General features: G+C 47.5%; 24 protein-coding genes. 8 read left to right on the forward strand and 16 right to left on the reverse strand.

What is annotated here, in order from left to right; all coding sequences use genetic code 11:
• Positions 1-18: 18 nt before the first annotated feature.
• The 8 genes from HGH90_RS29170 to HGH90_RS29205 form a co-directional block, all read right to left on the reverse strand.
• Entirely contained in the window at positions 19-582 is a 564-nt protein-coding gene (locus tag HGH90_RS29170) for an NUDIX domain-containing protein (protein WP_169192559.1), read from the reverse strand.
• A 26-nt stretch (positions 583-608) separates the two neighbouring features.
• Positions 609-1,049, reverse strand: coding sequence for a GNAT family N-acetyltransferase (locus HGH90_RS29175; protein WP_168764549.1), 441 nt, complete (start codon positions 1,047-1,049; stop codon positions 609-611).
• A 129-nt stretch (positions 1,050-1,178) separates the two neighbouring features.
• Positions 1,179-2,099, reverse strand: a complete 921-nt coding sequence (locus tag HGH90_RS29180) for an EamA family transporter (protein WP_169192560.1) — start codon at positions 2,097-2,099, stop codon at positions 1,179-1,181.
• Positions 2,092-3,510 carry a pyridoxal phosphate-dependent decarboxylase family protein gene (locus tag HGH90_RS29185; protein WP_169192561.1) on the reverse strand — a complete coding sequence of 473 codons (1,419 nt, stop codon included), beginning with the start codon at positions 3,508-3,510 and terminating at the stop codon, positions 2,092-2,094. The genes HGH90_RS29180 and HGH90_RS29185 overlap by 8 nt, the downstream gene beginning before the upstream one ends.
• A 108-nt stretch (positions 3,511-3,618) precedes the next feature.
• Positions 3,619-4,104, reverse strand: coding sequence for a methylated-DNA--[protein]-cysteine S-methyltransferase (locus HGH90_RS29190; protein ID WP_211092977.1), 486 nt, complete (start codon positions 4,102-4,104; stop codon positions 3,619-3,621).
• A 9-nt stretch (positions 4,105-4,113) separates the two neighbouring features.
• Complete coding sequence (locus HGH90_RS29195; protein WP_169192562.1) at positions 4,114-5,022, reverse strand: DNA-3-methyladenine glycosylase family protein; 909 nt, start codon at positions 5,020-5,022, stop codon at positions 4,114-4,116.
• Between the two features lie 156 nt (positions 5,023-5,178).
• Positions 5,179-5,616, reverse strand: a complete 438-nt coding sequence (locus HGH90_RS29200; RefSeq protein WP_169192563.1) for a carboxymuconolactone decarboxylase family protein — start codon at positions 5,614-5,616, stop codon at positions 5,179-5,181.
• A gap of 20 nt (positions 5,617-5,636) precedes the next feature.
• Positions 5,637-5,987 carry a nuclear transport factor 2 family protein gene (locus HGH90_RS29205; RefSeq protein ID WP_211092978.1) on the reverse strand — a complete coding sequence of 117 codons (351 nt, stop codon included), beginning with the start codon at positions 5,985-5,987 and terminating at the stop codon, positions 5,637-5,639.
• A 94-nt stretch (positions 5,988-6,081) separates the two neighbouring features.
• On the opposite strand from HGH90_RS29205, the gene HGH90_RS29210 reads away from it, so the two are divergent.
• Positions 6,082-7,515 carry a PLP-dependent aminotransferase family protein gene (locus HGH90_RS29210; protein ID WP_169192564.1) on the forward strand — a complete coding sequence of 478 codons (1,434 nt, stop codon included), beginning with the start codon at positions 6,082-6,084 and terminating at the stop codon, positions 7,513-7,515.
• Positions 7,516-7,581: 66 nt separating this feature from the next.
• The gene (locus HGH90_RS29215; RefSeq protein WP_168764555.1) at positions 7,582-9,012 is read left to right on the forward strand and encodes a PLP-dependent aminotransferase family protein; all 1,431 of its coding nucleotides are present in this window, start codon (positions 7,582-7,584) and stop codon (positions 9,010-9,012) included.
• Between the two features lie 6 nt (positions 9,013-9,018).
• Here the strand turns inward: HGH90_RS29215 and HGH90_RS29220 are convergent, their stop codons facing one another.
• Entirely contained in the window at positions 9,019-9,843 is an 825-nt protein-coding gene (locus HGH90_RS29220; RefSeq protein ID WP_211172706.1) for an alpha/beta hydrolase, read from the reverse strand.
• A gap of 84 nt (positions 9,844-9,927) precedes the next feature.
• Between HGH90_RS29220 and HGH90_RS29225 the strand changes: the two genes are divergently transcribed.
• Entirely contained in the window at positions 9,928-10,296 is a 369-nt protein-coding gene (locus tag HGH90_RS29225) for a winged helix-turn-helix transcriptional regulator (protein WP_168764556.1), read from the forward strand.
• A 51-nt stretch (positions 10,297-10,347) separates the two neighbouring features.
• Positions 10,348-10,998 (forward strand): hypothetical protein, encoded by a 651-nt coding sequence (locus tag HGH90_RS29230; RefSeq protein WP_169192565.1) that lies wholly within the window; start codon positions 10,348-10,350, stop codon positions 10,996-10,998.
• 235 nt (positions 10,999-11,233) lie between these two features.
• Here HGH90_RS29230 and HGH90_RS29235 read toward each other — a convergent pair whose 3' ends face one another.
• From HGH90_RS29235 to HGH90_RS29250, 4 genes are all read right to left on the reverse strand, one after another.
• On the reverse strand, positions 11,234-11,989 hold the full coding sequence (locus tag HGH90_RS29235; RefSeq protein ID WP_169192566.1) for an SDR family oxidoreductase: 756 nt from the start codon (positions 11,987-11,989) through the stop codon (positions 11,234-11,236).
• A gap of 20 nt (positions 11,990-12,009) precedes the next feature.
• The gene (locus HGH90_RS29240; protein ID WP_169192567.1) at positions 12,010-12,765 is read right to left on the reverse strand and encodes a glucose 1-dehydrogenase; all 756 of its coding nucleotides are present in this window, start codon (positions 12,763-12,765) and stop codon (positions 12,010-12,012) included.
• A gap of 136 nt (positions 12,766-12,901) precedes the next feature.
• Positions 12,902-13,171 carry an ArsR/SmtB family transcription factor gene (locus HGH90_RS29245; RefSeq protein ID WP_145673940.1) on the reverse strand — a complete coding sequence of 90 codons (270 nt, stop codon included), beginning with the start codon at positions 13,169-13,171 and terminating at the stop codon, positions 12,902-12,904.
• A 39-nt stretch (positions 13,172-13,210) separates the two neighbouring features.
• The gene (locus HGH90_RS29250; RefSeq protein ID WP_168764560.1) at positions 13,211-14,101 is read right to left on the reverse strand and encodes an AraC family transcriptional regulator; all 891 of its coding nucleotides are present in this window, start codon (positions 14,099-14,101) and stop codon (positions 13,211-13,213) included.
• Between the two features lie 184 nt (positions 14,102-14,285).
• Between HGH90_RS29250 and HGH90_RS29255 the strand changes: the two genes are divergently transcribed.
• The gene (locus tag HGH90_RS29255; protein ID WP_169192568.1) at positions 14,286-14,759 is read left to right on the forward strand and encodes a hypothetical protein; all 474 of its coding nucleotides are present in this window, start codon (positions 14,286-14,288) and stop codon (positions 14,757-14,759) included.
• 39 nt (positions 14,760-14,798) lie between these two features.
• Here HGH90_RS29255 and bla read toward each other — a convergent pair whose 3' ends face one another.
• On the reverse strand, positions 14,799-15,698 hold the full coding sequence (gene bla, locus HGH90_RS29260; RefSeq protein ID WP_168764562.1) for a class A beta-lactamase, subclass A2: 900 nt from the start codon (positions 15,696-15,698) through the stop codon (positions 14,799-14,801).
• A gap of 116 nt (positions 15,699-15,814) precedes the next feature.
• Here bla and proB point away from each other — a divergent pair, with 116 nt between their 5' ends.
• A complete protein-coding gene (proB, locus tag HGH90_RS29265; protein WP_145673948.1) occupies positions 15,815-16,849 on the forward strand; it encodes a glutamate 5-kinase in 1,035 nt (344 codons plus the stop codon).
• A 13-nt stretch (positions 16,850-16,862) separates the two neighbouring features.
• Complete coding sequence (locus HGH90_RS29270; RefSeq protein WP_168764563.1) at positions 16,863-18,110, forward strand: glutamate-5-semialdehyde dehydrogenase; 1,248 nt, start codon at positions 16,863-16,865, stop codon at positions 18,108-18,110.
• 38 nt (positions 18,111-18,148) lie between these two features.
• On the opposite strand, the gene HGH90_RS29275 is transcribed toward HGH90_RS29270, so the two are convergent.
• Positions 18,149-19,222, reverse strand: coding sequence for a class I fructose-bisphosphate aldolase (locus tag HGH90_RS29275; RefSeq protein WP_169192569.1), 1,074 nt, complete (start codon positions 19,220-19,222; stop codon positions 18,149-18,151).
• A 49-nt stretch (positions 19,223-19,271) separates the two neighbouring features.
• Entirely contained in the window at positions 19,272-19,439 is a 168-nt protein-coding gene (locus tag HGH90_RS29280) for a hypothetical protein (RefSeq protein ID WP_168764565.1), read from the reverse strand.
• 284 nt (positions 19,440-19,723) lie between these two features.
• On the opposite strand from HGH90_RS29280, the gene HGH90_RS29285 reads away from it, so the two are divergent.
• A complete protein-coding gene (locus HGH90_RS29285; protein ID WP_169192570.1) occupies positions 19,724-21,457 on the forward strand; it encodes a hybrid sensor histidine kinase/response regulator in 1,734 nt (577 codons plus the stop codon).
• Positions 21,458-21,461 lie beyond the last annotated feature (4 nt).

The raw sequence follows: 21,461 nt of genomic DNA on the forward strand, positions 1-21,461 counted from the left end.
GCTGCAAAGGTAACGGGTTTATTTGTTTAATAAGCCTTCATACATCATTAGCTTCACTTTTTGTATAGCCGCAACAGACACCGAATCAGTGATCTCGTAGCGGTCTACCATCCGGTAGGCTTCTTCAAAAGGTATTTTCTTCACCACCAGCTGCTCCGTTTCCTCCGGCTCTGCCTGCCGCTGCTCCAACCCCCGGGCCAGGAATACCACTCCTGTTTCATCAGATACTGAATTCGACAAATCCAGCCGGGTAATCTCCTCCCAATGGTTGGCCACCAGCCCCGTTTCTTCCAGCAGCTCCCGCTTAGCTGTATCCAGCGGAATTTCGCCCAAAGGGCACCCTCCTTCCGGGATTTCCCAGCTAAAGCGCTCCAGGGGAAATCGATATTGCCCTACCAGGTAAATATTGTTCTCCCCATCCAGCGCCACCACTCCGATGGCGTGGTTCTTAAAGTGCACCACCCCATAAATACCCTTCCCTCCCGTTGGGTTCAACCCTTCATGATGCCAAACGCTGATCCAGTTGTTATCATATCTTCTTTCCCGGGAATGAATCGTCCACGGGTTCTTTGTTGTGTCCATCTCTTAAAATCGAAAAATATTGAATACTACAGGGACTTATAATAATAGTAGGAATTGGTGTCTTTCTTAAACCCTTCTTTCTCATACAGTGCCTGCGCAGTGGTATTGGCAATATAGGTTTGTAACATCAGCCAGGCAGCATTTGTTTTTTTACCGTAATCGCTGGCAGCATCCAGTAATGCCTTCCCCGCCCCCTTACCGCGATGCTCTTCCAAAACATACAGATCATTCAGTAACCACCCCCTTTTCATTCCCAGGGAAGTAAAGATGGGATAAAGCTGTGTAAACCCGATGATCTCCTCTCCCTGCAACACTACAAATATGACACTGTCTTTTTTGGCAATCCGCTCGGTGATGAAAGCCAATGCACCATCGAAATCCGGCGCCTGATCATAATAAGCGCGGTAAGCCTCAAACAAAACCGCCACTTCATAAATATGTAATTCCGTTGCCCGAATAACTTGCATAGTATAAAAATTTAACTGAATACCTACTCAATTTAACGCATTTCACTAATAGAAAAAAAGATGTCCTGTCCGGTAAAAACCGGGGCGAACATCTGACTAAACTTCTACCTTAAAAAATATAGCTATTACTTATTTTGTTGCCGCAGCAAGTGTTTTCTTGTGTTTATTAAATGCATTATTTACCAGGAATACGCCCCCTATGGTTACCAGCGAACAAACACCGGTGAGCCAGGTCAGTTGCTCGTGCAGGATCAACGCTCCCAGCAAAACGGCTACCACCGGGTTAATGTACGCATACACAGATACCTGCGCCGGCGGCAGGTTATTCAGCGCAAATACATAGGCGGAATAAGAGAATACCGATCCTATCAGTACCAGGTACAACAGGCTTTCCCACAGCTCTGTGGTAAAAGCGCTGACTTCCAGGTGCTGCCCCAGGAACAACCAGGCTACCAGCAACATCACTACGCCACTGAATACCATCTGGAATCCTGCCCCATAGAGATAATTTACGCCCAATGCCCAGCGGGCCGTGAGTACCGAACCCAGCGCCCAGAAGATGCAGGAACAAAATGCGATCAAAATGCCAAACTGGAAATCAGGGTTCATTAAATTCGACAGGTAGTTATAAAAGATACCTGCCACTCCTCCAAAACCTAGTATCATTCCGATAATCAGCTGTAAACTAAACCGGGTGCGCTGCACCAGGAAATAGCTGGCAATGGTGATCCAGAGCGGAATGGTGGCCGCTATAATGGCGCCTAGGCCACTGGGGATATATTGCATAGCCCAGGTGAGCAGGCCATTGCCTCCGCAAAGCATGAGGGTGCCTATTACAAATAGTTTCGACAACACCATTTTTTCGGGTAGCTTATATCCGCGCAACAAAAAGAATCCTGTAATTAGCACTCCTGCTGCTGCCTGCCTCAACCCTGCCAGCATCACCCCGTGTATATGCCTAACACCCACCCTCGATGCCAGGTAGGTGGTGCCCCAGAAAATACTTACAATCACTAGTGCGATGTAAGCATTAGTATTCGATTTACGCATAACTGTACTTATTCACAACTTGGTCTGCTAAAATTTTCATAGTATCATATACCAGCTGCACATCTTTGGCGGTTGTTCTCCAATTTACCAAAGCAGCGCGGATGGCTTGCCTCCCCTGGTATACGGTGGCTGTCATGCAAGCTACCCCCGATCCGTTGAGCGCGGCCAGGAACTCACTCACCGCCCTCGCTTCATCCGGTGATGCTACATTTAAGGTGAAGCAAACTACGCAAAGCCTTACGGGCGACAACAACACAAACCGGGAATCTGTTTCCAGTAAATATCCCAGCTGACCAGCAAGGTTGATATTATTTTCCACCAGCTGCCGGTAACCATTTTTACCGTAGGCCAGCAGGGAAAACCAGGCGGGCAAAGCGCGTGCACGACGCGAGTTTTCGGGTACATAGTGAATGAAGTTAAATTGCTCAGCCGGATCACCCAGGTACGCCGCACCGGCATTCTGGAATACGACCGACTGCAACTGCGGATGCCGGCAAAAAATCATGGCAGCATCGTAGGGAACATTCAGCCATTTATGCGCATCAATGGTAATGCTGTCGGCCTGCTCCCAGCCTGCCAGCAAGTGTTTCCACTGATCGCTGCAAGCGGCAAATCCGCCGAAGGCGGCATCTACATGCAACCAGAACGGATAACGTTCCCGCAGCTTTACCAACGCGGCAATGTCATCAAAATCTACCGTGTTAACGGTACCTGCATTGGCTACACAAATAAGCGGTTCACCGGTGTGTGCCAACAGGTACTGTTCCAATGCAGCTATATCTACCTGTTCGCGCCCCGGCACTACCGGGATGTATACCATATTACTACGTCCCATGCCCAGCATCGACATGGCTTTTCCCACGCTGGAATGCGGGGTGCCGGAAATCACTTTGAGCCCCGGTAAGACAGCCACACCATCTTTAGCCACATCCACGCCCTGCTGTAACCCGGCCCATTGCCGGCCTACAGCCAGTCCCGTGAAATTGGACATCGTAGCTCCCGTTACAAAGCAGCCCAGAAAGGACTCCGGCAATCCCAGCAACTCTTTTAATAGCGTGATGGTTTCCGTTTCTATATAAAAAGCAGCGGAGGTTTTATCAGATGAATTCAGGTCCATGGCCGACGTAAGCCAGTCGCCCATCAGGGAGGCAGGCGTAACGCCGCCGGTTACAAATCCCCAGTAACGCGGACCGGCAGGCGCAGTAAGACTATTACCGTATTGCTGCCGGAACATTTCCAGCGCAGCCGCACCTCCCGCCCCGCTATCGGGCATGGATATACGACAATCGACAGCTATCTCCTTGTCAGCCGCCAGTTTATCTATTGCGGATAAAAATTTACTGCTGAAATCTTTGGTTAACTGTAATAACTGATCTGTATGTTTCAGGTCGTCCTGCAATTTTGTATCCATGACTAGGCAATATATAAATGAGATATATCAGTGCTGATTCAGGGTCAAAATTGAGACAAATAACTATCTTAAAACAGATGCAGTTTTTAAAATTTTGAGCATATCAGATTAAACGAGGCCGGTAAACAAATCTGTTCTTTCATGTTCGAGTAACCAGCGCTTGCGCCATATTCCACCGGCATAGCCGGTCAGTGTACCATTGCTGCCTATCACACGATGACAAGGCACAATAATGGCCAGCCTGTTTTTTCCGTTGGTAGTGCCTACAGCCCGGATACTTTTGGGATTATGGATACGTTTGGCGAGTGTTTGGTAAGAGATGGTGTGTCCGAACGGGATCTCGAGCAACTGTTGCCATACCGATTGCTGGAAGCCGGTGCCTTCCTGGAAGATGGGCAGATCGAATGTTTTGCGCCCGCCTCCGAAATATTCATATAATTGCTGAGCGCAATCCAATAACAATGCTGGAGGCTGCGGGAAGTCCACAGCTGGTTCTTCGGTAAACGATACCGCATTGATGAATTCCCCTGTACCACTGATGAGCAATGGTCCTACGGGACTGTCTATACGCAGATGATGCATTCCTTCTTCCATGAAAATAATCTACCGGGGTAATAAAGATCTCCACAAATAAAACGTGGCATATGCAGCATGTTCCTTCCAGGGTCGGGTAAATTCCTGCAATGCGGGCATGGAAGGTTTGCTCTCCAAATGTAATCTATTTTTTATCGCATTTTGTAAGCCTACGTCTTCCAGCAAAACAGACTGTGGGAAACGGCGATATTTCATGAGAGCATAGTTGGCCGACCAGTTACCGATACCTTTCATTGCCACCAGGCTTTGTAACGCTTCTTCGTAGCTCATTGCATCCAGGCTGGCTTCACTCAAACGGCCGCTGGCCATCTGTTTGGCAGTTTCCACCAGGTATAATGCCTTACTGCGGGAAAACTGCATGGGCGTTAACTGTTCCGGCTCCAGGGCTGCTACCACCACAGGATGCGGATACAGGTAATAGTCGGTATGATCTACTACGGCGTGGTAACCAAATTGTGTGATAAACCGCTGCCGCAATGTGTATGCAAATGCCAGGTTGATCTGTTGCCCGATAACGGGCCAGCTGATAGCTTCAAACAAGTCGGGCATGCCAATCAGCCGCAGCCCCCGGTACTCATCTGCCAGTCCCTTTAACAACGGATCTTTGGCCGTATAATCGTAAAACGGCTGCAGGTTGGCATCGAGGTGCCACCAATGGGTTATATACTTTATAATCGGTGCTTCCGCTACCTGTACGTTCAATGGCGCCAGTACAGTCACTTCCAGGTAACCGGCGGAGGAACCGGGCGCTATTTCTATCACCACCGGTTCCCCGTCCGACAATAACATGCGCCGCACCTTACCCTCCACGATATAATGCAAACATTCTTTATCTGACCTTCCCAGGAAACGCAAACATTCCTGGAAAGAAAAGTTTTGCGGATCGTTGATCGGCACTTTTATCTTTTGCAAAGCCATGCGCAAAAATACGTAAATGAGCACGGTTACATTTACGGATTCTTGCGTTTTTTTGAGCTGAATACAAAAAGTAAAAAGCTATTGAAGCGGATGGTCTTTGCGGATATAAAATCGCATTATTCATCCGCTTCAATAGCTTTTTGCTTTCTGCTCCTCTCACACAGGCTGCGTCCTGGAAGTTATGGCTACACGGTTCCAGGCGTTGATCATCACAATTGCCAGGGTGATGTGTGCCACTTCTTCGTGCGTAAATACTTTCAAGGCGTTGTTATATACATCATCCGGTACGTGCGAAGTACTTACCAGGGTTACTGCTTCTGTGAGCGCGAGGGCAGCACGTTCTTTGTCGGTATAATAAGGCGCTTCATGCCAGGCGCTCAATCCATAGATGCGTTGTTCTGTTTCTCCCATTTTACGGGCATCTTTGGTATGCATATTCAAACAAAAGGCGCAGCCATTGATCTGGGACGCCCGGATCTTGATCAGTTCCGACAGGGTTTTGTCCAGCCCAGTGCTATTTACAAAGTTCTGCAGTCCCATCATGGCTTGCATGGAGCCCGGTGCTAATTTATACACATCCATTCTTGCTTCCATCTTGATATATTTATTAATTGTTAATAGAAAAATTGTTCGCGGATAATTTTACCGTCGGCTACATGATATACGCACAATTCATTGCGCGTTCGGCGGCCGGCGCCTTTGATGGTAACGTCTACCAGCAGCTGGATGGCGAAATAGTCGTCGGCCACCACTGGTTCTGAAATCTCCAGCAGGTGTCTTTCTTCGATACTGTCGAGAAACTGGCGTTCTTTGGCCATTATAGCGGGCAATCCGTCAGTAATGCGCCCGTCGGGCTCTATGTTTACTGCAGCTTCATGGAATAACGTAGCTTGTGCTTCCGGAAATTTCCATTCCCGGCAAAGGGCCACCAGGTTATGTGCGAGTCGTTTAACCACCGTCATCATTATTGATTTACGGGTACAAAATAACGGCAATAAATATCACCAAAACAGATACAGATTTATCAATATTAAACCATAACAGTTTACCTTTGGCGAGATGAAAAAAAGCAACGGATTCATATATCTTAAACTGGCGGAAAACATCCAGCATATGATCAGCGAGGGTGTATATGCGGTGGGCGATAAGCTGCCATCGGTGCGTTCTTTGCACCTGGAACATGGCGTGAGTATCAGCACTGCCTTACAGGTATATACTCACCTGGAGAAAAAGGGATGGGTAACTTCCCGGGAGAAATCGGGCTATTTTGTGCGCTATGCGCGGCAACTGAGGCCACAACTCCCTCCTGTTACCAATCCTGCTCCCAGGGCCGGCAGGGTACAGATTAATGAAAAGCTGGCGGTATTCCGGAAAACGGCGCGATCGGAGAAAACTATTTCCCTGATCGGCGCTTCACCCGACACGTCGCTGATGCCGGCCGCCAAGCTGAAGAAAGCATTGCAGCTCGCGTCCCGGGAGCTGAATAATTCGTTTATCCCTTACGGTGATATTACCGGCCACGAGCCCTTTCGGCGGCATATCGCCCGCCATTGCCTCAATTGGGGCCGGGCCTTCTCTCCCAACGAGATTATTGTTACCAATGGCGCCATAGAAGCTGCTTCGCTCTGCCTGCGCGCCGTGGCCAACGCCGGCGATACCATCGCCATTGAGTCCCCCACCTTCTTTGGGCTATTGCTGGCCATAGAAAGCCTGGGCATGAAAGCGCTGGAAATTCCTACCGACCCCGTCACCGGCGTAAGCCTGGATGTGCTGGAAGATGCCTTCAAACAGAAAAAAGTACAGGCCTGCCTGTTCGTCAGCAATTACAGCAACCCACTGGGTAGCTGTATGCCGGATAACAGCAAGGAACAACTGGCCAAAATGCTGCAAAAGTACCAGGTGCCGCTGATTGAAGATGATGTGTACGGCGATCTGCACTTTGCGCCGGAACGCCCCCGCACCATCAAATCGTACGATGAAGAAGGACTCGTACTCTACTGTTCTTCCTTCTCCAAATCTATTGCCGCCGGCCTGCGCATCGGTTGGGTGATCGGCGGGCGCTATCATGAAAAAGTAGCACAGCTCAAATTCATGAGCTCCGCCTCCACCGGCATACTCCCACAGCTGGTGCTCACCAAATTCCTGGATCAGCAGCGGCTGGACCTGCACCTCAAATCGCTGCGGCAGGCCCTCAGCATGCAAACCATGCAGATCACAAAAGCCATCCAGGAATATTTCCCGGAAGATACCCAGCTTACCCGCCCCAACGGCGGTATCAGCCTTTGGGTAGTACTTCCGCCTAAAGTAAATACCTGGCAATTGCACGATGCTTCCATAGCACAGGGCATTACTTTTACACCCGGCGCCTTGTTTTCCAGTCAGCAACGCTATCAAAACTGTATCCGGCTTACTAATGCCAACCCCTGGAATGACGACCAGGACTGGGCTATCCGCACCATCGGTGAACTCAGCCAACAGCAGCTCAAGGGATAAGGAAGAAAAAAACAGGTTAAAACAGATGGCATTTTCGTACTTTTGGCCATATCAGATAGTAATGCCATGATAAAAACTGCCGATCACCTGTATCTCCAGGTAGCTGATAACATCGAACAGCTGATAGAAAAAGAAGTGATGAAAATAGGAGAAAAACTGCCCTCTGTCCGCATGCTGAGCAAGCAACAGGGCATCAGTTTATCTACTGCCTTCCAGGCCTATTATCACCTGGAAGGAAAAGGATTGATCGAGTCCCGTCCAAAATCTGGTTATTACATCCGCTTTAACTCTAAACGCATGCCTGCGCTACCGGGCACCTGCGCCCCGGTAAAAAAAGCCAGCGAAGCTACTGTAAGCGATATGGTGATGGAAGTATTCAGCCACATGCGCAATCCACAGATCCTGAACTTTTCAGTGGCCACTCCGCCGGCAGACCTGCTGCCGGCAGCTAAAATGGCGAAAGCAGTCACCCATGCACTGCGCAACCTGCCCAACAACGGCATCGGGTATGAAGCGCTGCAGGGCAACGCCCTCTTACGCGGACAAATAGCCCGTACCTCCCTGGCCTGGGGCGGCGCCTTCACCGCCGATGATGTAGTTACTACCAGCGGTTGCATGGATGCACTCACCCTATGTCTCACCGCGGTTACCCAACCCGGTGATACCATCGCCATTGAAAGTCCTGCTTACTACGGCTCTATGCAGCTGGCCGAAAGCCTGGGACTGAAAGTGCTGGAAATCCCTACACACCCGGTATCGGGCGTAGACCTCGACTATCTCAATAAAGCCATTCCCCGTCATAAAATTCGCGCCTGCCTGTTTGTGACCAACTACAACAACCCGCTGGGCTCCTGCATGCCGGATAAGAATAAGAAGATGCTGGTAGACATGGTGGTAAAGTATGATATCGCCCTGATAGAAGATGATATTTACGGCGACTTATACTTCAGCAAACAACGCCCGGTGAACTGTAAAACGTTCGACAAACATGGTCATGTACTATTGTGCAATTCATTTTCCAAATCGCTGGCGCCGGGCTATCGCGTGGGCTGGACTATGCCAGGAAAATATAAAGAGAAGGTATTGCTCATGAAGCAAAACCACTCTATTGCCTGCGCCTCGCTGCCACAGGCCGCCGTAGGGCATTTCCTGGAAATGGGCCGTTATGAATTTCACCTGCGTAATCTCCGGAAAATGCTGCATACCCAATGCCTGCGGTATTCCCAGGCCATCAGCGAATACTTCCCGGAAAGCACCCGCATCTCCCGCCCACAGGGCGGTTGCGTGTTGTGGATAGAACTGGAAGAATCAGTGAATACTTTTGAGCTATTCCAGCAGGCACTGAAACATAAGATCAGCTTCTGTCCCGGCAGAATTTTCTCGCTGCAGAATAAATACAACAACTGCATGCGGATCAGCTTCGGCAATGCCTGGAGCAAGCAGGTAGATGATGGGCTGAAAACATTGGGAAAACTGATCCGCAAGATGAGCGTGTAACGTCGGTTATTCTTTCAGGCTTTGCCGGAAGTAAATAAAGTGATATTCGATGGACGTATGCCAATAGGCGGTATTATGATCTCCCGGGCGACTGATAAACGTAGAGGGAATCTTTAGGCTATCCGTTTGTTGCTTCAATTGCGCAGAAAGCGGATACAACACATCTTCCGTACCACAGTCAAAAATAAATGGTTTCCGGAAATCCGGATGCTGACGCAAGAGCGTGGAAATGCTGTATTGGCGCCAGTCTGTGGTTTCCGGGTTACCAATAATTTTAGCCAGGTCGGTTACCATTCTATCAGATTGCCAGAATAGCTGGCTTACCCGCTGAAAATCCGGGTAGTCAATTTCCAGGGCCCCACTGGCTGCTCCTGCGGTATTGAAATAATCAGGATGTAAAATAAAATACCTCAATGCACCGTAACCACCCATGCTCAGCCCGCTGATGAAAATATTTTTTCTATCTACCTTAAATGATCGCTGGACTTTGGGCACCAATTCTTTGAAAAAAAAGTCCTCGTAAAGCGCGGCTTTATCGATAGGACTGTTGATATAATAAGACGTGAAGCCATCTGGAGCAACGATGATAAAATTATATTGATCTGCCAGTTGCTGAAGGTTGGCTGTCTTCGGCCATTGTCGGTAGTTTTCACTATAGCCATGCAAAAGGTACACCACCGGGTATTCCCGGGTGTGGTTATACCGGGTGGGCTTAAATATCAAAACAGTGTCTGGCCGCTTGAGATGATCTGAAGTGATAACCCATCTTTCCTGTGCATTTGCCATAATGTTCATCAGGCACACCAGTGCTGCTACTACCAGATTTTTCATTTTCTTATTTTTGCAGCAAAGTTCAGCAGGCGGCATATCGTTTGCAATAACGAACAAATTTGTTAGTCTAATTTTTTTTGTACGATGCGAAAAGAACGTTCCACCAATGCCATGAATGAGCAGTTCCTGTTCGGGGTATGCGAGTTAAATTCAGCTATAGCCGTGATCAGCGGACGTTGGAAGTCGCAGATAGTATATTCTGTTTCGCGGGGTTATAACCGGTTTCATTTATTAAAAAGGGAGTTACCTAATATCTCAGAACAGGTGTTGGGCAGACAGCTTAAAGAACTGGAAACACATGCTATTCTTGTAAAAAAGGAAATTGCCGGCACCGTTCCCACCGGCATTGAATACATCCTTACCAATAAAGGGCTGGACCTGGTGCCTATCCTGGAAAGCCTGTGTAACTGGGGAAAGGCATATGAAGGAAAAGAAATTGCCGCCTGTGGGTAATATATCTGATATCAATCATTTCCGTATTTTTGCTGCCTATCTTAAAAAACTATGCTTTATAAAAAAACCTACCTGGCTTTATTAGCCTGCAGTCTTGTTGCCTGTAGTAAATCAAAAGTGAATACTACTAAAGATGATGATCCGGCCTCGCTCAATACACTATCTGTGAACATTGAAGGTGATATCAACAAGCAAATACACTTAACCGGTACCGATGTAGGCGTGGGCCTGCTGGGCTTTACCAAAACCAACTTAAAGGGGTTCACCCTGGTGGCCAATGTAATCGTAAATGGTAAAAGCGTGTTGACCGCCAACAGTGGGTTAGCGACTATCCCTTTCACAACGGGAGTGGAGCAGAAAGCAGCGCCCGGAGGGGTTAGCCAGTCGACTGGCAGTGGTACAAAGGATTACTCTGGTATGGACTACTTCCTGTTTTACGATACCGATCCGAATCAAAAAAACAGCATGACTTATATCACGCTGCGCCAGGTGCAGGATACGGCCAATTTATTGAAGATAAGCGGGGAGTTTCATTTCAATGCAGCCAGTTCTTCTTCCAACCTGTCTGATGCCTGTACCATGGAAGCTATTGCCCATAGCGGCCGTATCCCGATGTACAATCCCGATGTTTGCGGCGCTACCAAACTTCGTGTAACCGGTACGTTTACCGTATACCTGGATAAGAAAGCACAACAGCAATAAAAAAGGTGCGTTGTTAATGATAACAACGCACCGCTTCACTATTACACCTACAACTAAAAAATCTGTAAAAGTTGCCGCCAGATGCCTGTATAGCAAGCGGCATCCGGCGGGCAACCAATGGGATTAACATCCTAAACAACCGTTATAACTGTAAATCAACAAAGAAAATCTTTTAAAGTCCTTGCTGCCGGTGCAGCATTTGCACAATGCTGCACACTGCAACGCCCAGGATCATTTATGAACCGATCAACGGGTGCACCATCAGGCCGCCGTCTACATTATATTCTGCGCCAGTAATAAACGATGCTTCGTCTGAAGCCAGGAAAGTGACCATGTTAGCAATATCTTCCGGCTGGCCTAACCTTCCCAGTGGGGTAATACTACCGATATGTGTTTTGAATACGTCGGGCATCCCTACTTTTTCCAGTAACGGGGTGGCGATTACGCCCGGGTTTACCACGTTGACACGGATCTTACGATCCGCCAGCTCCCTCGACAATGTTCTTCCCAATGAATTCAGCGCTGCCTTGCTGGCCGATACCACGGTAGCATTAGGTGTGCCTGAATATGCATTCAGGGCCGACAACAGGGTGATAGAACCACCATCGTTGATCAGTGGCAGTAACCGTTGGATGGTGAAGAAAGCGCCTTTGAAATTCACATTCATCAATTCATCGTATAACTCCGGCGTTACGTTGCCAAAGGGCGCCAGCTTCGCCACTCCTGCATTGATAAACAGGCTGTCTATTTTTCCGTAGCGGCGTTGCACATATTCTGCCAGTCTCTTTGCATCTTCCGGTACGGCCTGGTCGGCCTTAAATCCTTCGGCAGGGTGCCCGAGTGCGTATACTGCCTGTTGTACCGCACCCGGATTACGTCCTGTTATCAATACCCTTGCTCCTTTTCTTAAAAATGTGGCCGCTGTTGTATATCCTATACCGCTGTTACCGCCCGTGATAACAACTACTTTATCTTTCAGAGATGATGACATGAAATGTTGTTTTTTTGAGATTAACCAATGAGGGGATGAACACTGAAGCCGCCATCAATATTGTATTCTGCGCCGGTGATGAAAGAGGCTTCATCTGAGGCGAGGAAGGATACCAGTTTGGCAATTTCTTCCGGCTGGCCTATTCTGCCGGCAGGTAATTTCTTCGCCATCTCGTCTTTATTGATCGCCTCTTCAGGGATGCCAGCCTTTTGCAGGATAGGCGTTTCCACCGGACCAGGATTGACTACGTTGACCCTGATTTTGCGGCTGGCCAGCTCACGGGATAATGTACGACCCAGTGAGTTAAGCCCCGCTTTGCTGGCATTATAGATCGATCCGCCAGGCATGCCGGCAAGGGCGTTGATGGAGGATAATAAGATGATGGTGCCTCCGTCTTTTATCAGCGGGAGTAAGTACTGTACCGTAAAGAAGGCCCCTTTCAGATTGATGTCCATGAGCCGGTCGAATGATTCTTCTGTTACTGCTGAAAAAGGCCCAAAATCGGCGATACCTGCGTTTACAAACAGGATGTCAATTTTGCCATAACGGTCACGTACATACTCCGCTAATTTTTGTGTATCTGCTATCTTGCCCTGGTCTGCTATAAAACTGTCTGTGTCATTACCCAACGTGTCCGCAGCCTGCTGTACGGCTTCCGGGTTACGTCCTGTGATTAATACTTTTGCGCCTTTCGCCAAAAAATCCGCTGCTGTGGCATATCCTATTCCGCTGTTGCCTCCTGTAATTACTGCTGTTTTATTTTGCAACTGTCCCATCCTATTGATTCATTTAAGATTATCGATATAATTACTTTTAAAAAAAGAGAAATTACTTTCTCATTAATTCATAAATTTAAAAACTTCAATGTATTTATTCATAAAAAAAGCCGGTGGTAACCTGCCCGTTGGCCCCTCAGCTTAATTGTAAAAAGAACATGGACAATTGCTTCATCATCTCTTTATTGAGTGTTAACTCCACAATTCTGCCATTTTTGGAGGAATTCAGCACCCCACTATCCACCAGGATCTTTACATGGTGCGATACCGTCGGTTGCGACAAACATGTAAACTCACATACATCACCACAAATCAGCTTGCCCTTCTTAACAACCTCCATGATTATAGATAACCGGTGCTTGTCTGCGATGGCATTTGCTGCTTTTTCTATAACTGCTAAATCCATAGAACAAAAGTAATACTATTTTCTAAATATCGAAATATTTCAATGAATATTTTTTTCCAGCATATTTTTCCGGCCCTGCATTTTCTCCCTCCGGTATGCTGCCGGCGTAAGCCCGTGGTACTTCTTGAACAAGCGGCTCATATGACTTTCATCCGTAAACCCTAGCTCATCCGCTATCTCCCCAATAGTTAAATCGCTATGGGTAACCCTTAGCTGTACCAGGTTCAGTTTATAGTTTATAATGTATTGCTGCAGGCTCTCTCCCGTTTGCTTCTTGAAAAACTCCCCTATATAATTAGCTGACAGGTGAAATACCGACGCCAGGTGCTCCAGTTTTAGCAATTCCGGCTGGTAAATATGCTGCCGGATATGCGCTACCAGGCGGTTAATCAGCGACGACTCCGCTGCATTTTCGCCAACATTCACCTCTTCTGCTACATTTCTTGCCACAATATTGAGTAACAGGGTTACATAATGCTGCAAATTATCCTGGTAGTAAGGCGGCTTTTGCTCATATTCTTCCACCATATTTTCAATCAGCGACGCAATCATCTTACAATCGTTCGTATGCCGGATTTGCAACTGTCCCTGCCGGTTATGCGCAAAAAAGAGATACTCCAGCTGCCGTAACCATTCCTCCAGCCGCGCTTTCTGTTGTGGTACCTGGCTTAGTCCCATAAACAACTCAGAAAAACGGATAGACACGAACTCCGTGGCAGCTGATACTTCAAAGCCCCGGCAGTCCTGCGGCGTAAACAGGAATATACTCCCTTTATCATATGGCAACCTGTTCTGGTTAATAATACGATAACCGCTCCCCTGGCGAATCTGCATGATCTCAAAGAAATAATACACCTTCGGTGCTGTATCCCATGCCGACATATCGGCCTGGGTTAACTCAAATGGTGTATGTAGATTACGTGCACCCATAACCTGCTAAATTACAATAATCACTCCGGATACCAGCATGATAATGATTGACGGGCCAGACAAGATTATCCTTTTATGATGAAATCTTATTTATTGCCGCCCGTATATTTTTATATTATCTTTAGGCACCAGCGGCTGTTGATCTACTCAACAGCCGTGTTATTAAATATGCCAAACTATTACTATGAAAACCATCAAGAAGCATCTCATCCTTCCGGTTGTAGCACTATCCGCGTTTACTGCCTGTCACGACACCAAAGCGCCGGAAGAAAAAGTCCATACAGCATTTGCACCGCCGCAACAGGCAGCTGTAGAAAATGAAGCTACCATCACACATCCTTGCGCGGTGTTATATTCACCTGATAGCATTAAACTGGAAAAATTAAAAAAAGATAACGGAGAAGAGGCCTTTTACACGATTGCCGACGATAACCAGAACTATATGGCAGATGCGCGTAACTTCCTGGAAGGCAAAGGTGTAAATATACTGGAACCTGCCAGCGGAAAGCTGACCTTTCACTCACCGAAAAATCATCCTACTGAACTAGATCTGAATGATAAAAAATATAACTGGGAAATATGGTTGTACGATGGTAACAAATTACATAAAGTAGACGTTACCGATATAGAAAATGAGTACGCAAAATATATGAAATAACACCCTGCAGGAGAATGATCCTTTCGGATCGTTCTCCTTTTATTTCCAACTATCCCACACCGCTTTCGCAATCTTCGCAATTGCAGCATCCCGCTCCTCATCATTCGCCTTCGAATCGGATACAAATACAGCAATCGCCATATGAGTGCCGTTAGGCAAAGTAACAATGCCTACGTCATTGTTGGCCGCTGTTATGCCATCTACCGTCCATGAAGTGCCTGTTTTGTGCGCTACTGTTGTTCCTTCCGGCAGCAATCCTTTCAGCCGTTTTGCTCCCGGTCCGGAGGTGGTCATCAGGTATAATAAATGCTCTTTACTGGAATCTGATAATACCGGATCCTGGAAAAACTTCTTTAACAGCTGTACCATGGCCGCGGGCGTGGACCAGTTCCGGTACTGTACCTGTAAATTATCTTTATGCACCTGTGCTTCCTCCAGCGTGGCAATGTTGATTGACCGGATGCCCAGTCCATGTACATAAGCATTCACTTTTTCCGGCCCACCCAGTAACTTAAACAGTATATCACAGGCGCTGCCATCGCTTTTACGCACGTTGTAGTCCAGCAGTTCGCGTACCGTGAGGCTTACATTGCCGTCGGGGTATTTGTCGCGGAGCGGGCTTACACCTGCCGTGGTGAGATCTGCCTTATTGATACGTACTGGTTGATCCAGCCCTACTTTTCCGGCATCTACCTGTTGCAATACCGCCATAGATACCGGGAACTTGTATACGCTCTGCATGGGGAAATGCTGGTCGCGGTTAAACGATACTGTGTCATTTGTTTCCAGTAATTGCGCATACACGCCTACTTTTCCAGATATATTTCCGGCGATATCGGCAATTTGCTGACGGAGTGTGGTGTGACGATTACCGGCTTGGGCGAAACCGTTCAAACAAGCTATGGTGGCTGCTACAGAAAATATATAATGCTTCTTCATATCGATGATGATGAAAATATAAACGCTAATATAACTGATAATTCTGCGGCCCGGCAAATTTTACATTTAGAATTTCGCCGCCTTAATATTATTTTAGGCGCCAAATTGAGGACAAATTGAGCAAACCGATACTTGTTATAAAATTTGGAACGGCTTCTATTACCCATCAAAATGGGGACCTGGACGAAACCGTTATTGCCGGCATTGCGCGGCAGGTGGCCGAATTACACCAGGATTACCACATTGTGCTGGTATCATCAGGGGCAGTAGCTGCCGGTAAACAGTTTTTACGCCAGTACAATGGCACCATCAGCGAGCGTAAAGCCGCTGCCGCCATCGGGAACCCGTTGCTGCTGAACAAATACAGCCGCTATTTTGCACCGTATAATATCGCCGTAGCCCAGAGTCTCTGTGAAAGAACGCATTTCTCTGACCGCAACCAGTTCCTGCAACTGAAGCGCACTTACGAAGAATTGTGGGCCAGCAACATTATTCCCATCGCCAACGAAAATGATGTGGTGAGCAGCCTGGAGTTAAAATTTTCCGACAACGACGAGCTGGCTACGTTGATAGCCGTTGGTTTTGGCGCTTCGCTCCTGCTCTTCAGCACCTCTGTGGCTGGTGTACTCGACCGCGAGGGGAAGGTTGTGCCACAGATAGATGTTATTGACAAAGCCGCGCTGGGACTCGCCGACAAGGAAAAGTCGGCCTTGGGACTGGGCGGGATGGTATCCAAGCTCACCTTTGCCCGTTTAGCCACCCGGATGGGCATCCGGGTAGTCATCTTTGGTATTCGTACGGAAGATGGGATACTCAATGCCATAGCAGGCAAAACTGGTACCTTGTGCCTACCTCAACCCTGCAGCATGCCTGCCCGTAAAAAGTGGCTGGCCAGCGGTAGCCTGGTTACCGGCCGTATACAGATAGATGCGGGGGCGCAAAAGGCACTGGAAAAACGCCACAGCCTACTGGCAGTGGGCGTAAAAGCTGTTCTCGAAAAATTTGAATGCGGGGAAGTGATCGAAATTGTGAATGAAGACCAGGTAGCCATCGCCGTCGGCAGGGCTAAAATCGCGTCCGACGTATTGGATACTCATCATAAAGCACAGAATACAGAGGTAGCACATGCCGACGATATTGTGTTGTTATAACCGGAAATAAATCATGCAAACGATACAACCATTACTGGAAAAGGCACAGCAGGCAGGCATATCCATACGTACCTTGCCTGATGCGCAGAAGCAGTCGCTCCTGCGGCGACTGGCAGCCGTAATCCTGATTCAATCGGACGCCATTACCGCTGCAAATAAGAAAGATCTGGACCGCATGCCGGATGAAGATCCTAAAAAGGACCGGCTCCTGCTTACCGAAGCCCGTATCCGCGACCTGGCCAGCAGCCTGGAAGCGATTGCCGGCTTGCCCGATCCCGCCAATGTGCTCTTACTGGAACGTACGCTGGACAATGGTTTACTTGTACAGAAAAAAACCGTGCCCCTGGGCGTGGTAGGCGTTATCTATGAATCACGCCCCAATGTAACCGTCGACGTAGCGGCCCTCTGTATCCGTTCCGGCAATGTGTGCGTACTGCGTGGCGGCACCGATGCCTTTGATACCAACACCATCCTCGTTCAGCTGATACAGGCAGTATTAAAAGAGTTTGGGGTAGATGAAAACGCCGTGCAGTTGCTGCCTACAGACCGTAACCTGGTAACAGAAATGCTGACCGCGGTAAAATATATCGATATCATCATCCCCCGTGGTTCTGAACAGCTGATTGAATTTGTGCGGGCCAACTCCCGGGTACCGGTCATAGAAACCGGCGCAGGGGTTTGCCATACCTACGTGGAAAAAACGGCCGACTTACAACAGGCGGCCACCATCGTTACCAATGCTAAAGTGTCCCGCCCTTCAGTATGTAATGCGCTGGACACCGTACTGGTAGATGAAGCCGTAGCAGCAGACTTCCTGGCCCTGCTGGCGCCACAGTTGCAATCCTATGGCGTAGACATCTATGCAGATCCTACTGCCTTTGGCATTTTACAGCAACAACAATATCCACGGCTATTTGCCGCGGCGCCGGAAGATTTTGGAAGGGAGTTTTTATCGCTCAAATGTTCAGTGAAGGTAGTGCCCGACACTACCGCCGCGCTGTCGCATATACAACATTTTTCTTCCCGCCATTCTGAGGCAATTATCTCCAGGGATACTGCCGTGAGTGAGCGTTTCCTCAATGAGGTAGATGCGGCGGCGGTTTACGTGAATGCGTCAACCAGGTTTACCGACGGAGGCGTATTTGGCCTGGGTGCCGAAATAGGTATATCCACCCAGAAACTGCATGCCCGTGGGCCTTTTGCGTTGGAAAAGCTGGTAACAGAGAAATGGTTTGTATATGGCAATGGCCAGGTGAGATAAGATAAAAATAGCCCCGCATGGCGCGGGGCTATGTATCATTATGCAATCGTAATTTGTTCGTTCAGGTATACATCCTGGATGGCATTCAGCAAAGCGGCTCCTTCCACCATCGGACGTTGGAATGCTTTGCGTCCGGAGATCAGTCCCATGCCACCGGCTCTCTTATTAATGACCGCCGTGCGTACGGCTTCTGCCAGGTCGGCCGCCCCTTCCGATGCTCCGCCCGAGTTAATCAATCCCATACGTCCCATATAACAGTTAGCTACCTGGTAACGGCACAGATCAATCGGGTTATCTGAGGTTAACTCCGTATAGATGCGTTCATCCAGTTTACCGTAAGAAGAGTTGCCGGTGTTTAATGCCTTATATCCGCCATTTACCGTCGGTAGTTTCTGCTTGATAATATCCGCCTGGATGGTAACGCCGAGGTGATTGGCCTGACCGGTAAGATCGGCCGACAGGTGATAATCCACATCTTTCTTAAAGGCGTCATTGCGCAGGTAGCACCAGAGAATGGTAGCCATCCCCAGTTCATGCGCCCTTTCAAAAGCCTGCGATACCTCCACCAGCTGCCGGTCGGATTGCTCAGAGCCAAAATAAATGGTGCCGCCTACCGCTACCGCTCCTAAATTCCAGGCTTCTTCCACAGTGCCATACATCACCTGGTCGGCCCGGTTGGGATAGGTGAGCAGTTCATTGTGATTAATTTTTACAATGAAGGGAATCCGGTGTGCATATTGCCGCGATACGGCCGATAGCACACCAAAGGTGGAAGCTACCGCATTGCAACCGCCTTCTATTGCGAGCTTCACGATATTTTCCGGATCAAAATAAGCAGGATATTTCGCGAAAGAAGCGCCGGCACTGTGTTCTACCCCCTGGTCAACCGGGAGTATCGACATATAGCCGGTGCCGGAGAGTCGCCCGTGATTAAATAGTTGTCCCAGGCTGCGCAGCACCTGTGGGTTCCGGCTGGAGGGCAGGTAAATCTTATTTACCGTATCGGGACCAGGCAGGTGCAACAAATCTTTGCTGATGGTCTTGCTTTGGTGTTGCAGGAGGGTATCGCTTTCTTTCCCTAATAATTCGCTGATTTTTTCCAAGGATAACATAAGCTTTACTTTTTTGGTACAACTAATTTAAACATTTAAAGGTATCCACTTAGTACGGAGTAGGACTCTTTGGTGTAGGTTTGTCATCCCGTTCTTCCGTTACCAGCTCTGTGCCTTCGAACGCGCCGCCGGAGCCGTCGTGAATAACAGGTTCTTCTCTAACCGGTGCAGGTTCCGTTGTTGTTGTTTCTTTGTTAGGAGTAATATTCATGGCCATAATGACAAATGTAAGCATTACCGGGAAAATGCAGGTCCGGGGTAGGTTTTGAAAAAAATAATGATAATTTGATGTTAGGAGGAAATACTATAACTTTATAAGTAAGTATCCAACCCCCTTAAAAGGATACCGGGAAGAACTAGCACTGGAAATCAACCCTCAGAAGATCATTAATGCGTTATGAACTAAGACATTTACCTACAACTAGACTTAAACATTTGCTTACTGATTAAGTCGGTTTCGAATTTAATGTTGCTAAATCCTACGACTACTTAATTATGACCATGAAAATTATAGAAAGACTAAAGACCGTCTTCAGAAAAATAACCAAAACAGGCACAGAAGGAGTGAATGATGACGAGCTGGTAGCAAGAATAACGCTTGTGAATACACTTAGTCTCGTGTTAGCTACGCTTATCTTCATCGTAGGAGCTACATTCATCGTTATAACACCGCGGTTGTCTATCATCATTCCAAGCAGCATCGAATTTTTCGCAACGTTGTTTGCCATCTATCTAAATCACAAAAGACGCTATTGGGCAGCTGCAGCGAGTACGTTCCTCATTCAATGCGTTGCATCAGTTTATTTCGGCATACTGTTAAGCAATATCATTGAACTACAGGCAATGATTATATTCCTGATATCCATCATTTACCTGATATTCCAGGACCGTCCAACGAGAAGAGTAGCGCTGATTGTGGCGATATGCATATTGACAATGCTGGAAACCTATTATCATTATCATTTGGTATCTACTATCCCATTGAGTATACATGCCGCTTATATTTTCCGTATATCAGCCATGTTTGGTGTTTTAACCCTGATTATTGTTGTCAGCAGGCCTTACATTCACAGTAATGACTTCAACAAACAATTAAAAAGAAGTAATCACTTTAAGAAAATATTTGTTTACCAGGTAACACATGAACTCAGAACCCCATTAAACGCCATCTATGGTGTAGCTCAATTATTAAAGCGGGAAATAAAATTAGATGAGAACCTGAAGAGCATAGAAGTGCTGGTAGATCAATTATTACTGGCGAGCAACCATACCAGGAACATAGTCAATGATGTGCTGGACATGGCTCAAATAGAATCTGGAAATACTGATACTATCTCCAATGAAGCATTTGAGATAACTCCATTCATCGAAAAACTGGTAGATGTAAGCAGGGTAATTGCCAAATCGAGAAATATTAAAATTAAGCTTAGTATCAGCGAAATGCCACAGGTGATTATTGGGGATGCGTTAAAACTAAACCAGGTAGCCACCAACTTATTAGGAAACGCCATTAAATACTCAGATAAGGGCTCCACCATAAATTGCTATATTACTGGCAACCAAACAAGCTGGTCGCTGCATATCGTTAATATGGGGAACCATATTCCGGAAGAAAAGCTTAAAACCATATTCGATCCGTTCATCACAGACAAGCGGAAGTACACTGAAGGTGCAGGTTTGGGGCTTTATATTGTGCAAAATAAGGTCAATTCCATGAACGGCACTATTACGGCCGAAAGCAGTCCATCAGGCATCAACAGCTTCAAAGTGGTGCTACCGCTGATTGCTGGCAGCCTCGAAGATATTCAACTGGATATGCTGGAAGAGGACAACATTACAGACCTGAGTGACATCCACGTGATTGTGGCAGAAGATAATGAAATGAGCGCGATGCTTGTCTCCAGGTTTCTAAAACAAATAGGTTGTTCTGTTTGCCTGACGGCAAATGGCTCTGAAGTACTTGAAGCCTGTCAGAAACGTATTCCTGATATTATTATCATGGACTACCACATGGATATCATGGACGGTAAAGACACATTAATACGGTTAAAAAGAAATCCGCTACTTAAGAAAGTACCCGTTATAATCGCCACTGGCGATGCTTTCCTGGAATCCCGCGATCAGATGATAGCCGCAGGTGCAAGCGCTTTTGTTGAAAAGCCGCTTGATTACAAGTCCCTGGTAAAGATTCTCAACCAACAATTACATCCACTCAGTGGCGAATTACAGGAATAATTCT

The organism is Chitinophaga sp. Ak27, from assembly GCF_012726295.1.
GTDB lineage: Bacteria > Bacteroidota > Bacteroidia > Chitinophagales > Chitinophagaceae > Chitinophaga.

Excerpts from the sequence above, each read along its gene's own strand:
- HGH90_RS29170 (WP_169192559.1), bottom strand. The coding sequence starts at position 582 with ATGGACACAACAAAGAACCCGTGGACGATTCATTCCCGGGAAAGAAGA.
- HGH90_RS29175 (WP_168764549.1), bottom strand. The coding sequence starts at position 1,049 with ATGCAAGTTATTCGGGCAACGGAATTACATATTTATGAAGTGGCGGTT.
- HGH90_RS29180 (WP_169192560.1), bottom strand. The coding sequence starts at position 2,099 with ATGCGTAAATCGAATACTAATGCTTACATCGCACTAGTGATTGTAAGT.
- HGH90_RS29185 (WP_169192561.1), bottom strand. The coding sequence starts at position 3,510 with ATGGATACAAAATTGCAGGACGACCTGAAACATACAGATCAGTTATTA.
- HGH90_RS29190 (WP_211092977.1), bottom strand. The coding sequence starts at position 4,104 with ATGGAAGAAGGAATGCATCATCTGCGTATAGACAGTCCCGTAGGACCA.
- HGH90_RS29195 (WP_169192562.1), bottom strand. The coding sequence starts at position 5,022 with ATGGCTTTGCAAAAGATAAAAGTGCCGATCAACGATCCGCAAAACTTT.
- HGH90_RS29200 (WP_169192563.1), bottom strand. The coding sequence starts at position 5,616 with ATGGAAGCAAGAATGGATGTGTATAAATTAGCACCGGGCTCCATGCAA.
- HGH90_RS29205 (WP_211092978.1), bottom strand. The coding sequence starts at position 5,987 with ATGATGACGGTGGTTAAACGACTCGCACATAACCTGGTGGCCCTTTGC.
- HGH90_RS29210 (WP_169192564.1), top strand. The coding sequence starts at position 6,082 with ATGAAAAAAAGCAACGGATTCATATATCTTAAACTGGCGGAAAACATC.
- HGH90_RS29215 (WP_168764555.1), top strand. The coding sequence starts at position 7,582 with ATGATAAAAACTGCCGATCACCTGTATCTCCAGGTAGCTGATAACATC.
- HGH90_RS29220 (WP_211172706.1), bottom strand. The coding sequence starts at position 9,843 with ATGAAAAATCTGGTAGTAGCAGCACTGGTGTGCCTGATGAACATTATG.
- HGH90_RS29225 (WP_168764556.1), top strand. The coding sequence starts at position 9,928 with ATGCGAAAAGAACGTTCCACCAATGCCATGAATGAGCAGTTCCTGTTC.
- HGH90_RS29230 (WP_169192565.1), top strand. The coding sequence starts at position 10,348 with ATGCTTTATAAAAAAACCTACCTGGCTTTATTAGCCTGCAGTCTTGTT.
- HGH90_RS29235 (WP_169192566.1), bottom strand. The coding sequence starts at position 11,989 with ATGTCATCATCTCTGAAAGATAAAGTAGTTGTTATCACGGGCGGTAAC.
- HGH90_RS29240 (WP_169192567.1), bottom strand. The coding sequence starts at position 12,765 with ATGGGACAGTTGCAAAATAAAACAGCAGTAATTACAGGAGGCAACAGC.
- HGH90_RS29245 (WP_145673940.1), bottom strand. The coding sequence starts at position 13,171 with ATGGATTTAGCAGTTATAGAAAAAGCAGCAAATGCCATCGCAGACAAG.
- HGH90_RS29250 (WP_168764560.1), bottom strand. The coding sequence starts at position 14,101 with ATGGGTGCACGTAATCTACATACACCATTTGAGTTAACCCAGGCCGAT.
- HGH90_RS29255 (WP_169192568.1), top strand. The coding sequence starts at position 14,286 with ATGAAAACCATCAAGAAGCATCTCATCCTTCCGGTTGTAGCACTATCC.
- bla (WP_168764562.1), bottom strand. The coding sequence starts at position 15,698 with ATGAAGAAGCATTATATATTTTCTGTAGCAGCCACCATAGCTTGTTTG.
- HGH90_RS29270 (WP_168764563.1), top strand. The coding sequence starts at position 16,863 with ATGCAAACGATACAACCATTACTGGAAAAGGCACAGCAGGCAGGCATA.
- HGH90_RS29275 (WP_169192569.1), bottom strand. The coding sequence starts at position 19,222 with ATGTTATCCTTGGAAAAAATCAGCGAATTATTAGGGAAAGAAAGCGAT.
- HGH90_RS29280 (WP_168764565.1), bottom strand. The coding sequence starts at position 19,439 with ATGGCCATGAATATTACTCCTAACAAAGAAACAACAACAACGGAACCT.
- HGH90_RS29285 (WP_169192570.1), top strand. The coding sequence starts at position 19,724 with ATGAAAATTATAGAAAGACTAAAGACCGTCTTCAGAAAAATAACCAAA.